We start from the raw sequence: 13,070 nt of genomic DNA on the forward strand, positions 1-13,070 counted from the left end.
TCTGGCGCGCTGCTGGCGCGGGCGGCGCGGGCGCGCGCCACGCTGGACGGACGCGACTACGTGCTGCCGGACGACATCAAGGCGCTGTACCTGCCGTCCATGCGCCACCGCGTGCTGCTGTCGCCCTCGGCCGAAATCGAGGGGCAGTCGGTGGACGGCGTCCTGCAAGGCCTTCTGGAGCGTATCGAGATCCCCAGATGATCCATCCCACCCCGCGCCTGATCCGGATACTGATCGCCTGCGTCCTTCTGGGGGCGGGGGTGGTCTTTATAGCGCCTGCCGTCTGGTGGGTCATGCCGCTGATCATGCTGGGGTTGATGGCGCTGGCGGTGTTTGAGGGGGTTTTTGCGCCGCTGCCGTCGCACCTGACGCTGGATATCCCCCTGCCGCGTCGCATCGGTGTCGGGCGCGACTATGGCTTTGCCTACGCCGTGCGCTTTAAGGCGCGCACGCCCAAAAAGATCGAAATCCGCTGGGGCGTGTCGTCACGCCTGCAAACGCCGCAGGCCGGTCTGACCCTGAGCCCCGATGCTGGCCTGTTCAAGGGACAACTGGCCCTGCGCGCCACGGCGCGCGGCAAGGCGGCGGTGGAAACCGCGCATCTGCGCTGGAGCGGTGTTTTGGGCCTCGGCTATGTGCAGAAGATCGTGCCGCTTAAGGCCGAAATGGTGGTCACGCCGGATATTGAGGGCGTACAGCAGGACGCCGCCGCCCTGTTTTCACGTGACTCCGTCTATGGGGTGCGGGTGCAGAACCAGTTGCACAATGGCTCCGAATACCACGCACTGCGCGAATACGACTCGTCGCAGGACCATCGCCGCATCGACTGGCGCTCCTCGGCGCGTCACCTCAAACTGCTGTCGCGTGAGTTTCAGACCGAGCGCAACCACCATATCGTGCTGGCCTTCGACACCGGCCGCCTGATGGGTGAGCCGCTGCTGCGGGTCAAAAAGCTCGACCGCGCCCTCTATGCCGGCCTGCTGCTGGGCTACTGCGCGCTGAAAATCGGCGACAATGTACGCTCTTTCGCTTTTGCGGCGCGGCCGTATCACAATGCGCCGCTGCTGGCCGGGACGCAGGCCTATGAGACGCTGAAGGCGCAATTGTCGGGCCTCGACGATCGGCCCGAAGAAACCAACCATACGCTGGCCCTGGCCGATCTGGGGTCGAAGATCGCACGCCGTTCGCTGATCGTGCTGTTTACCGACTTTATCGACGAAATCAGCGCCGACCTGATGCTCGAAGCCTTGCAGCGCCTGTCGAAAAAGCACCTGATCGTCTTTGTCGCCTTCCGCGATGAGGTGCTGGAGGGGCTGGCCGCGTCCGAACCGCAGGCGGCTGATGACGTCACGCGCGCCATCTTCGCCCGCCGCCTGTTGCAACAGCGCGAAACCGTCCACGCGACGTTGCGCCGCTACGGTATCGAAGTGCTGGAGCCCACCACTGAGGCCATGGCCGTGCAACTGGTGCTCAAATATCTGGAAATGAAACGGGAGGACCGGTTGTGAGCGAAGCTGCCAACGAAAAGCCCCCTCTGCAACTCAAGAGCCAGAAGTTCCGCGAAGCGCGCGAAAAGGACTGGAAGGCGCTGGCCAAACAGATCGACCGCGCTGAAAACGGAGGCTTGCGCAAATTCACCACCGAGGAATTGCTGGACCTGCCGGTACTTTACCGTTCGACGGTATCGTCTCTGTCGATGGCGCAGTCGATCTCGCTGGATCGCAACCTGATCACCTTCCTGCAGGCCCTGTGTGCGCGCGCCTATGTCTACATGTACGGACCGCACGCCCGGCCCGGCGTGATTGTTCGCGACTTTTTCCTGCGCGACCTGCCGCGCTCGGTGCGCGCCCTATGGGGGGAGTTGTCCCTGTCCACCCTGTGTCTGGTGCTGGGGATTGTCGGGGGTATATTGATGTGCATGGCCGACCCCAGTTGGTACGATCCGCTGGTCGGGGGCATGTCGCAGGGCCGTGATCTGAACGCCAGCGTTGACGACCTGCGCAAGACCATTGGCGGCAGCGAAAGCGGTGAACCGCTCGCGGCCTTTTCGGTCTTCCTGATGAGCCACAACACGCAGGTGACGTTATCGGCCTTTGCCCTGGGGGTGATCGGCGGCCTGCCGACGGCCTTTCTGATGATTGTCTTTGGCATGTCGGTCGGGGCGATGGTGTGGCTGTTTGCCTCACGCGGTTTGGGACCGGATTTCATAGCCTGGCTGTCGATTCACGGCACGACCGAGCTGACGGCGGCCGTCATCGGCGCGGCGGCGGGGTTTCATCTGGCGCGGCGCATCATGTTCCCCGGCCACCTGACGCGCAAGGCGGCGCTGGCCGAAGCCGGGCGACTGGCCGGGACGGCCATGCTGGGGGCCATGCTGATGTTGGTCATCGCCGGCTTTATCGAAGGCGTGGCGCGTCAGACGGTGACCGAGATGTGGGCGCGCTTTACGTTTGGCGGGGTGATGCTGGTCTTTTGGCTGGCCTATTTCATCGCGGTCGGTCGTCTGCGCAAACCGCGCCCGCCAAAGCTCAGTCATGAGGTCGGCCATGCCCAGACCTGACCTGATGAAGGGCGGGGCCGTCGCCCTGCCGTCCACAGAGGGCCCCGTCACGCCGGTGACGACGCCCGAAGGCGTGGTGCTGTCGTTTCGCACGGCCTCCTTCGCCTCGCGTCTGGCGGCGCTGGTGATCGACTTTCTGATCATCATTCTGGCGCCCGTTGTGCTGGTGATCCTGTACATCCTCCTGCCGTTCGAACACCTGAAGTTCGACAATGTGAAGATGGATCATCCCGCCATTCAGGCGCTGTTTATCCTGTTTGTACTGATCGGCTTCTTCCTGCGCTCGGGCTATTTCATGCTGTTTGAGCTGGGGCCGCGCGCCGCCACGCCGGGCAAGCGGGTGATGAAGATTCGCGTCATTTCGCACGATGGCGGTCATCTGACGCCCTCAGCGGTGATTACACGCAACGCCCTGCGTGAGGTGGAGCTGTACCTGCCCCTGACTCTGGCGCTTCAGGCCAGCGTCAATGGCGGCTGGGTGTCGCTGGTGGCCCTGATCTGGACCCTGACTCTTGCTCTGTTGCCGCTGTTCAATACGTCGCGGGCGCGGCTGGGTGATTTTCTGGGCGGTACGCGCGTCGTGCATGTACCGCGTGAGCGCCTGAGCTTCGATCTGGCTGAACAGGCCCCGGTCACGTCGCCCGGCCTCACCTTTACGCCGGAACAGATCAGCGTGTATGGCGAAAAGGAACTGGGCGTGCTGGAAGAGGTCTTGCGCGAAAAGCGTGCGACCACCTTGCGTGCCGTCGCCGATCGCATCAAGGCGCGCATCGGCTGGGTCGAACCCAAGATCGCCAGCGATATCCCTTCGGACGAGGCGTTCCTGCGGGCCTATTATGCCGCCCTGCGGGCGCAGCTTGAGGGGCGAATGCTTCTGGGTCGCCGCCGCAAGGACAAGTTCGACGAATAAAAACCGTCAGCCAAAGACATCCGCCGCGCTGTCGGTCGGCTGGCCTTCCTTGGCCTGACGCAGGCACACATAGGCGGCGACGCTGAACACCAGAGAAAAGGCATCGCTCAGCGTGTTGATCAGGGTGGACGCGCCGATAATCACGGGCTGCGGCAGGTCCTGACCGACCAACAGCATCGGGGCTTCGGCAATGGCCCCGATAACCATTTCCAGCAAGCCCACACAGATAAACACCCCCAGCAACGCCCAGCGATGGCCGCGCGTCAGCTCAAAACTGCGTTGCATAGCGTCTGTGATTCCGGTCTTACCCTCAGCAATATAGGCGGTGCAGGTGACCGATAAGGCCAGCATCAGAATAATGCCGGGTATAACCAGCAGCATGAACCCCAGCCCGACCAACAGCCCGCACAGGCAAAAGAGAATCAGCAGAGGAATAATATTCATCAGGCTGCGGCCCAGAGCGTCGGCCAAGCGGAACTCACTGCGCGCCAGGCCCGTCACGGCAATTTCGGTGATGACCGAATAGTTGATCAGATAAAGCGCCACGCAAAGTACGGCATAGGCGACAGCCGGCCAGCCGTGGGTAAACAGCGACTCAAACAGCTTGTCGCCTGTGTTTCCGGTCAGATCGTAGAGGAAGATGGCCCCCAGCACCGACGGCAGGCCCATGATAAAAAAGGCTGTGCCAAAGATCAGCACAAAGTGCCGGCCCAACAGGTCGAAGCCGCGATTGAAAATAGCTGAGAACATGCTGCTTTCTCCCCCAGCGAGGAGATTAGACCGTCAAAATGACCCTGACAAGGGGAGGGATCAGCCCCAGGTTTCCCTGACCCCTTTACGGCGCGCCACGGCATGGGATACCGCATTGCTGCGCGGCGGAATCTGGGCGGCGGGCTTACCGAACAGCCAGCCCTGTCCGTGGGTGATGCCGAGGTCTTTGGCCAGACGCACCATGTCCTCTGACTCGATCATTTCGCCGATACACTTGCACTTCAGTTCCTGACACAGGATGCTCAGGGAGTGGATGAGTGCGCGTTGACGCGGCTGGGTGAGGGCGGTCTTGAGGAACGGGCCGTCGATCTTGATATAGTCCACATCGAAGCGGCGCAGATAATTATAGGCGGCGGCCCCTGAGCCGAAATCATCCAGACAGATTTCATATCCGCGGCGGCGCAGATCGGCGAGGAAGCGCGCGGCGTCCTCGACATCCTCGATCATGTGCGACTCGGTCAGTTCGAACATCAGCCGGTTTTTGAGCGCAGGCTCGGCTTTAAGGCGGGCACTGAGGCGGTCGCGGAACTGCGCGTTCTGCACCGAAAGGCCCGAAAGGTTCATGGCGATGGATTCGCCGGGATACTGATGCAGGGCGCTGATCGCCTTGTCGCAGACGGCCAGATCGAATTCGACCGCCAGCCCCACCTGCTCGGAAAAGCGCACCGTGTCGTAGGAATCCAGCCCGCCGTTGAAACGCAACAGCGCTTCGTAGTGATGAACCTCACGCGACGCTATGTCCACAACCGGTTGATAATGCAGGGTGAACTGACCGGCGGCGAGGACGGCCTTGACGCGGGCGTACTGATCGACGGCGGCGTTGATGGCGGCGTTCAGGCTGTTTTGCAGATCACGCGCTTCAAGCGTCGCGGTCTTGGTAAACTTGTCCACGACGTAGGACAGGGCCTTGGCGACGCTGTCTTCGCTGAGGTTTGTGGTATCCATAGACAGGGTAACGATGCTGGAAGACACGCGGTCTTCCTTGACCCCGGCATTACTCAGCACCTGCTGAATATCCCCCATCAGTTGCGCTTCGCTGATGGCGTTGGAGCCCTGATCGGCCATTAGGCCAAACTCATCGTCTCCCAGACGGGCGGCCGCGCCGGTCGGCCCGGAGGAGGCGCGCAGCAGGGCACCGATTTCACCCATCAACTGTTCAGAGCGCGACTGCGGCATCTTGTCCATGGCGTCGCTCAGGCCATTCAGCCGGATCAGCTGCATTTCCTGCAACATGGCCGCACCCGAACCGGCATCCCCCGGTTTAATGGACCGCGAGGCCATATGCTGGAATTCGCACAGATCGAGCAGGCCCGAAATATCATCGCGTTCAGGCAAGGCCTTGACCAGCGGCTCAGACAGCACGGTGACGGTCACGAAGGTCCGCTGCCGATCGGGCAGATAACAGGCCCCCAGATTGACATGGATCGGTTTGCGGCCATCGGGTTTCAGGCGGACGGTGGCCGGGTCGATACGCCCGATTTCGCGCGCCCGTGCCAGCAGGCGGGCGACCAGATAACGATCTGCGGATGGAAACAGCGCTTCGATGGCCTGCCCTTTGACGCTTTGTGCGTCTTCGGCCAGAAGGGCGTTGGTGGCCCCGATGGTGCGGGCGATTTTTCCGCCCTCATCGACTTCAACCAGCAGATCGGCCGCCGCGAGGGAAAAGGCAATGTAGCGGTCGCGCTGGTTTTTGTAGTCGTCGCGTTCGGGCATGCAGCTAAAAGTCCTTGTGCGGGTGCATACCCACCATGATATCTCCGCCACCTAAACAGAAAATGCTTAATAAAGCCTCTGCGCAGCGATGTGTAAACGTTGACAGGACAGACTTGTCTGTCAAAATCGGCGTCACTCACAGGGAGGGTCGGACATGGCTGGAACGAAAACGGGCGTCAGGGATCGCATTGTGCAGACGGCCTTGCCGTTATTTGCCACGCAGGGGTTTCGCGCGACGGGTATTGATCGCATCATCGCGGATTCAGCGGTCGCTAAGGCCAGTTTCTATCGCCACTTCCCGTCCAAGGACGATCTGATCCTCGCCTGCCTTGAACGCTGGCATATTTCGCATTTTGCCGCGCTCAAGATCGCTGTCGAAGCGGGGGAGGTCAAATCGCGACCCCTGTCTCTGTTCGATGCCCTGCCCCAGGTGTCGGAAGCGACGATGCGGGGGGACCTGCTGATTACGGCTACGGTTGAATTTGGCTCTGCCAAACCGGCGATAGCTGACGTTGTGGCCGCCGCCCGCCATCAGTTGCGCGAATGGTTTGAAACCCTGCTGGGGGAGGCGGGCTATGCCGACATGGCCGATAGCCTGTCGCATGAATGGCTGCTGCTCTATGAAGGCGCCATGATCGGGTCCTTGCGCGAAACGCCGCAGCAGGCGGCGCGCTGCGCCCGCGCCAATGCTGAACGCAGTCTTCAGCAGATTCAGCTCAAGCGTCTCCTCAGCAAGACCTTGCCGGGCACCTGAACCCGTCCGGCGCGTCAGACGTATCGGTGTTAACACAATCGAAAAGCCTTCCATGGCAAGGCTTTGTAGAAAGTGTGCAAAACGCACTGAGTGGGACGCTTGAAAATGCTGAGAGTTATCGCGTGCTTACGGGATCAGCACGACTGGGCGCTGGTCGTACTGGCGGCGCTGGTTTGCGTTTCGGCTTCCTTCACAGCGCTCAGACTGGCCCGACGCGCCCGCGAGACGGACGGGGCTGAACGCTGGCGCTGGGTGGCTATGGCGGGGCTGGCCGCCGGCTTTGGCATCTGGGCGACGCACTTTATCGCCATGCTGGCCTATAGCGCCGGCGTCGCCACCGGCTACGACCTTTTCAAAACCTTCCTGTCTTTGGTAATCGCCGTGACCATTACCAGTGCCGGTATGGCTCTGGCCGTTTCGGAGCGCCAAGGTCTGTGGCGCGGCGTCGGCGGGGCCTTGCTGGGACTGGGCGTGGCGGGGATGCACTATACGGGCATGTCGGCGGTTATCGCGCCCGCGCACATCGGCTGGCACACGGAACTGGTCGCGGCCTCCGTTCTGCTGGGTATGGTGTTCGAAGCGGCGGCCCTGTGGCTGGCAACCAGTCGCTATCGGTATGCCCTGACAGGGGCCACCGGTCTGATGGTGCTGGGGATTGTGGCACACCACTTTATCGGCATGGGGGCCGTGGACGTCACGCCCGATCCGCGTATCGCGACGGGCGGCCTGATGCTCAATCCGGGCAGCATGTCGATCACGGTGGCCGTAGTGGCCATCGCGGTGATGGGCCTGTGCATTATGAGCCTGAGTCAGCGTCAGAAGTTCGAAGCCGCTGTCGCCGCCAATGAGCGGCACATGCGTATTCTGATCGACTCGGTGCGCGACTATGCCATCTACATGCTCGATCCGCAGGGGCGGGTCAGCAACTGGAATGCCGGGGCGCAGCGTTTCAAGGGCTATGCAGCGTCCGAGATTGTGGGCCAATCCTTTGCCACCTTCTTCCCCGAAGCTGACCGCGAGGTCGGCAAGCCGCAGGCCATATTGCAGGCGGCACTGGAACAGGGTCGTTACGAAGAGGAGGGCGAGCGCGTGCGCAAGGACGGCACAACCTTCCTGGCCCACGTCATCCTGACCCCCATGTACGAGAGCGACGGCACACTGATCGGCTTTGCCAAGGTGACGCGCGATATCACGCAGCGCCGGGCGGATCGGGAAAAACTGAAGCGGACCACGCACAATTTCGACACCGCTTTGCGCCACATGTCACAAGGGCTCAGCCTCTATGACGCCGATCATCGGCTCGTTTTCGCCAACCCGCGCGTTTACAGCATGTTTGGCAATGACCCGAACATGGCGCGTCCGGGCACGCCTTTCCGCGAGGTGCTGGGTAATATTCTGCGCCGCGCCGGGGCGACCGAAGCGCAGATCGAGGCGCGCTATCGCATGCACATGGACCTGATTGCCCAGCCGGAAGGCGGGACGCTGATTTCAGAATCGGCGAATGGCACCGTGCTCTCGGTGACCTACCGGCCCTTGCCCGAAGGCGGCTGGGTGACAACGATTGATGACATCACGGCGCGCCGCCGCGACGAGGACCGTATCGCGCACATGGCGCGCCACGACGGCCTGACGGGTCTGCCCAATCGTGAGCATTTCAATCAGCACGCGGACCGCGAACTGGAACGCGCGGCGCGTACAGGTCACAAGGTGGCGGCGGTGGCCATCGACCTTGACCGCTTCAAGGAAATCAATGACGTGCGCGGCCACGCGGCCGGGGATCAGGTGCTGAAAATCATCGCCGAACGCCTTCAGCGCCTGTGTGGTGACAGCGAGTTCGTGGGGCGCATCGGCGGCGACGAATTTGCCTGCGTCAAGACATTTGCGGAAGCGCGCGAACTCAGCGACTTCGTCAGCCGTGTGGACGCGGCCCTGCACGATCCTATCGACCTCGACGGGTTTGAGGTCTCTCCCGGCGGGTCGATGGGCGTGGCCGTCTATCCCGACGATGCCGACGGGCGTGAGCCTTTGATGAACAATGCCGATCTGGCGCTCTATCGCGCCAAGGCGCAGCCGCGCATAAACGGCCATGAGGCCGTTTGTTACTACGAAGCGCGCATGGATGAAGCCGCCCGCGACCGGCGCGCGCTCGCCAAGGACCTGTGGCAGGCCATCGCCCGTGACGAACTGCGCGTCCACTATCAGGTGCAGCGGTCGGTCACGTCGCAGGCCATTACGGGCTATGAGGCCCTGCTGCGCTGGCAGCATCCGCAGCGCGGTTTTGTCAGCCCGGCCGACTTTATCCCCGTGGCCGAAGAATGCGGGGCTATACTCGACATCGGTGAGTGGGTGTTACGCACGGCCTGCGCTGAGGCCGCCACCTGGACCAATGGGGCCAAGGTGGCCGTCAACCTGTCGCCGGTGCAGCTAACGCACCCCGATCTGGTCGGTATGGTGCAGTCCATCCTGATCGAGACCGGCCTGTCGCCGCGTCGTCTTGAACTTGAAATCACCGAATCGACCATTATCGGCGACAAGGCGCGTGCCCTGCATATTCTGCGTCAGATCAAGGGCTTCGGCGTAACCATCGCCATTGACGACTTTGGTACGGGCTATTCGTCGCTCGATACGCTCAATGCCTTCCCCTTCGACAAAATCAAGATTGATCGCTCCTTCCTGATGGAGGCCGAACAGAGCCCGCAGGCGCGTGCCATCATCCGCGCCATTCTGGCGCTGGGGCGCAGTCTTGAGGTGCCGGTTCTTGCCGAAGGCGTCGAGACGGTGGCGCAGCTTGAATTGTTACGCAGCGAAGGCTGTGACGAGGCGCAGGGCTATTATTTCGGCCGCCCGGCGGCGCAGGTGCTCGACGAAACCGCCCCGGCGCGCCTGACGGCGTAAGCTGTAAAATTGTGATACCGAATGCTGAGACGGGCGACGGATTTGTAAGCGCCTACCGTAACAGTTTGTGGTGCACATCCTGTTCTGGCCGCAAGCGAGCCTTTCTCTGGCGCTTGCGGCTTCTTTTCTCCGGGCCGATGAAGGCTTGTCACAGGGACGGATGTGGGCCAAGACATCTCACCGCTGACGTCGCCTGACCAAGGGTTTTCATGCTGTCCCGTTTCTTTATTGACCGCCCCATCTTTGCCTGGGTGGTGGCCATTGTCATCATGCTGGCCGGGCTACTTTCGATCCGTACCCTGCCGGTTGAACAGTATCCGGACATCGCCCTGCCGCAGGTGCGCATCAACGCCTCCTATCCAGGGGCGTCGGCGAAAACGGTCGAGGATTCGGTGACGCAGATCATCGAGCAGGGGATGACCGGGCTCGATCGCCTGAAATACATCACGGCCTCGTCTTCGGACAGCGGCTCTGCCAATGTCACCCTCGTCTTCGAAGCGGGGACCAATATCGACACGGCTCAGGTGCAGGTGCAAAATCAGGTGCAGGCCGTTATCAACCGCCTGCCGCAGGATGTGCAGGCGCAGGGCGTGCGGGTCAACAAGGCCTCCAACAACATGCTGATGGTCATTTCGTTGTATTCAACGGATGGATCGCTGACCAATGCCGACCTTGGTGACTATCTGGTATCCAATGTGCAGGACACGCTGGCGCGCGTGGACGGGGTGGGCGAAAGCAATGTGTTCGGTTCCGGCTATGCCATGCGTATCTGGCTCAATCCCGAAAAGCTGGTGGCCTTTAACCTGACGCCCGCCGATGTGGTGACGGCCATCCGTGCCCAGAACGCTCAGGTTTCCGCCGGGCAACTGGCGGCGCAGCCGACCACAGACGATATCGCGCTCAATGCCACCATCACCTCGCAGTCGCGCCTGACCACGGCAGACGAGTTCCAGAATATCATCGTCAAAAGCGATACGTCGGGCGCGACCGTGTATCTGCGCGACGTGGCGCGCGTCGAGCTGGGGCAGCAGAGCTACGACTCGATCAGCCGCATCAACGGACAGCCGGCCACCGGCATCGCCATCAGCCTTGCTACCGGGGCCAATGCGCTGAAAACCGCTGAGCTGGTCAAGGCCGAGATGGAAAAGCTGTCGAAAAGCTTCCCCAAGAACATCACCTACGCCATCCCCAATGACTCGACTGACTTCATCAAGCTGTCGATCAAGGAGGTGGTGAAGACCCTGATCGAAGCCATCGTGCTGGTCTTCATCGTCATGTACCTGTTCTTGCAAAACTGGCGCGCCACCATCATCCCGACCATCGCCGTTCCGGTGGTGCTTCTGGGGACGTTGGGGATTTTGGCCGCCTTCGGCTATTCGATCAACCTTCTGACCATGTTTGGTCTGGTGCTGGCCATTGGCCTGCTGGTCGATGATGCCATCGTGGTCGTTGAAAACGTTGAGCGCGTGATGCACGAAGAGGGGCTCGACCCCAAGGAAGCCACGCGAAAATCCATGGATGAGATTACCGGCGCGCTGATCGGCATCGGTCTGGTCCTGTCGGCCATGTTTGTACCCATGGCCTTTTTTGGCGGTACGCAGGGTATCATCTATCGTCAGTTTTCCATCACCATCGTCTCGGCCATGGCCTTGTCGGTGCTGGTGGCCCTGATCCTGACGCCACCTCTGTGCGCCACCATCCTAAAGCCGGTCGATCCTCAGAAGCACGCCGAAAAGAAAGGCTTTTTCGGCTGGTTCAACAAAAGCTTCACCCGCGCCAGCCACGGCTATATGGGAGCCGTTGGCCGCATTATCGGCAAGCCGCTGCGTTATCTCGTCATCTATGGCGTGGTGCTGGTGGCCTGCGGCATGATGTTCCGCGTCCTGCCGACCTCCTTCCTGCCGGATGAGGATCAGGGCTTCATGCAGACCATCGTTCAGTTACCCGTCGGCACGACGCGCAAGACGACCGATGAGGTGGTGGCCAGGGTCGAGGCCTATCTGCAAAAAGACCCGACGGCGCGCTACGTCTTTGCGCGCGTCGGCTCCAACGGTCAGAATCAAGGGCAGGTCAATATCCGCATGAAGCCGTTTGAGGAGCGCAAGGGCAGCGACCTGCGCGTGCCGGCGGTGATCGAACGCGCGCGCAAGGAATTTGCCAAGCCCGAATACCGCAATGCCCGCATCATCCCCACCCAGCCGCCGGTGGTGCGTTCTCTGGGCGATGCGTCGGGCTTCTCCTTTGTGATCAAGGATGTCGGCGGCGTCGGGCCGGAGGCGCTGCTGGCGGCGCGCAACGACTTTATCCGACGCGCGGAAAAAGACCCGCGACTGGGTTCGGTGCGCTCCGGTGGGCAGGACTATACGCCACAGCTCAAGATCGACATCAACAAGACGGCTGCCGGGGCTATGGGCGTCAGCGTGTCGGACATCAATGCCATGCTGGCCGCCGCCTGGGGTGGCTCCTACGTCAACGACTTTATTGATCGCGGTCGCGTCAAGCGCGTCTATGTGCAGGCCGATACCCCCTATCGCATGCGCCCGGAAGACCTGAACCGCTGGTATGTGCGTAACAAGGACGGTGCCATGGTGCCGTTCTCGGCCTTTGGTTCGACGCGCTGGCAGGCGGGGGCTCCGACGCTGGAGCGCTATAATGGGTCGCCTTCCACAGGCGTGCAGGGCGCAGCCGCCGACGGCGTATCGTCGGGGGATGCCATGGCCGCGGTCGAAGATCTGGCCACGGACCTGCCGCAGGGCACAGCGATTGAATGGACAGGCCTGTCCTTGCAGGAACGCGAATCCGGCGCACAGGCCCCGGCGCTCTATGCGCTTTCGGTGCTGGTCGTCTTCCTGCTGCTGGCGGCTTTGTACGAAAGCTGGACCATTCCGTTCTCGGTCATCCTCGTCCTGCCTCTGGCGGTGCTGGGGGCGCTTGTGGCCACGTGGGCGCGCGGGCTCGACAACGACATCTTCTTTCAGGTCGGTCTGCTCACCACCATCGGCCTGTCGTGCAAAAACGCCATCCTGATCGTCGAATACGCCCGCACGCTTCAGGAACGCGGCATGGGCCTGATCGACGCCACGCTGGAAGCCTCGCGCATTCGTCTGCGGCCCATCCTGATGACCTCGTTCGCCTTTACCTTCGGCGTGCTGCCTCTGGCCTTGGCCAATGGGGCCGGGTCGGGGGCGCAGCACGCCATTGGTACAGGCCTGATCGGCGGGGTGCTGTCGGCGACCCTGCTGGCCATCTTCTACATTCCGCTGTTCTTCGTGCTGGTGCAGAAGGTGTTCAATCGCAAATACCGCAACGAAGTCAAAGAGGCCTGAGCCTATCCTTTCAACGGACCCACACCCCTGCCGCAACGTAGCAGGGATGTTAGAGCGGAATGATTTCTACTGGAATCATTCCGCTCAAGCCGCCATTGAGGCGGCGGCCAAGGTGGCGAAGCCACCGCCCGGCGAGGGGCT

The 13,070-nt window shown here is 61.9% G+C and carries 8 protein-coding genes and 1 pseudogene; 7 read left to right on the plus strand and 2 right to left on the minus strand.

Annotated features, from left to right (window positions below):
- The 4 genes and pseudogenes from LDL37_RS15980 to LDL37_RS15995 all read left to right on the plus strand — a co-directional run.
- Positions 1–201, plus strand: a pseudogene (locus LDL37_RS15980) (magnesium chelatase); the annotation flags it as partial.
- Positions 198–1,508 carry a DUF58 domain-containing protein gene (locus tag LDL37_RS15985; protein WP_290799848.1) on the plus strand — a complete coding sequence of 437 codons (1,311 nt, stop codon included), beginning with the start codon at positions 198–200 and terminating at the stop codon, positions 1,506–1,508. The pseudogene LDL37_RS15980 and the gene LDL37_RS15985, both read left to right, overlap by 4 nt.
- Positions 1,505–2,560 carry a stage II sporulation protein M gene (locus LDL37_RS15990; RefSeq protein WP_290799850.1) on the plus strand — a complete coding sequence of 352 codons (1,056 nt, stop codon included), beginning with the start codon at positions 1,505–1,507 and terminating at the stop codon, positions 2,558–2,560. Before LDL37_RS15985 ends, LDL37_RS15990 begins: the two co-directional genes overlap by 4 nt.
- Complete coding sequence (locus LDL37_RS15995; RefSeq protein ID WP_290799852.1) at positions 2,547–3,470, plus strand: RDD family protein; 924 nt, start codon at positions 2,547–2,549, stop codon at positions 3,468–3,470. Before LDL37_RS15990 ends, LDL37_RS15995 begins: the two co-directional genes overlap by 14 nt.
- Before the next feature lie 6 nt (positions 3,471–3,476).
- On the opposite strand, the gene LDL37_RS16000 is transcribed toward LDL37_RS15995, so the two are convergent.
- Both LDL37_RS16000 and LDL37_RS16005 read right to left on the minus strand, forming a co-directional pair.
- Positions 3,477–4,220: a YciC family protein gene (locus LDL37_RS16000; protein WP_290799853.1), complete on the minus strand. Its 744-nt coding sequence runs from the start codon at positions 4,218–4,220 to the stop codon at positions 3,477–3,479.
- A gap of 60 nt (positions 4,221–4,280) precedes the next feature.
- The gene (locus LDL37_RS16005; RefSeq protein WP_290799854.1) at positions 4,281–5,954 is read right to left on the minus strand and encodes an EAL domain-containing protein; all 1,674 of its coding nucleotides are present in this window, start codon (positions 5,952–5,954) and stop codon (positions 4,281–4,283) included.
- A 154-nt stretch (positions 5,955–6,108) separates the two neighbouring features.
- Here LDL37_RS16005 and LDL37_RS16010 point away from each other — a divergent pair, with 154 nt between their 5' ends.
- The 3 genes from LDL37_RS16010 to LDL37_RS16020 all read left to right on the plus strand — a co-directional run bounded on the left by LDL37_RS16010 (position 6,109) and on the right by LDL37_RS16020 (position 12,929).
- A complete protein-coding gene (locus LDL37_RS16010; protein WP_290799856.1) occupies positions 6,109–6,708 on the plus strand; it encodes a TetR/AcrR family transcriptional regulator in 600 nt (199 codons plus the stop codon).
- Positions 6,709–6,813: 105 nt separating this feature from the next.
- The gene (locus LDL37_RS16015) at positions 6,814–9,603 is read left to right on the plus strand and encodes an EAL domain-containing protein (protein WP_290799857.1); all 2,790 of its coding nucleotides are present in this window, start codon (positions 6,814–6,816) and stop codon (positions 9,601–9,603) included.
- Positions 9,604–9,812: 209 nt separating this feature from the next.
- Positions 9,813–12,929 (plus strand): efflux RND transporter permease subunit, encoded by a 3,117-nt coding sequence (locus LDL37_RS16020; protein ID WP_290799859.1) that lies wholly within the window; start codon positions 9,813–9,815, stop codon positions 12,927–12,929.
- The last annotated feature ends 141 nt before the right edge of the window (positions 12,930–13,070 follow it).

It is taken from the genome of Asticcacaulis sp., from assembly GCF_020217185.1.
Taxonomy (GTDB): domain Bacteria; phylum Pseudomonadota; class Alphaproteobacteria; order Caulobacterales; family Caulobacteraceae; genus Asticcacaulis.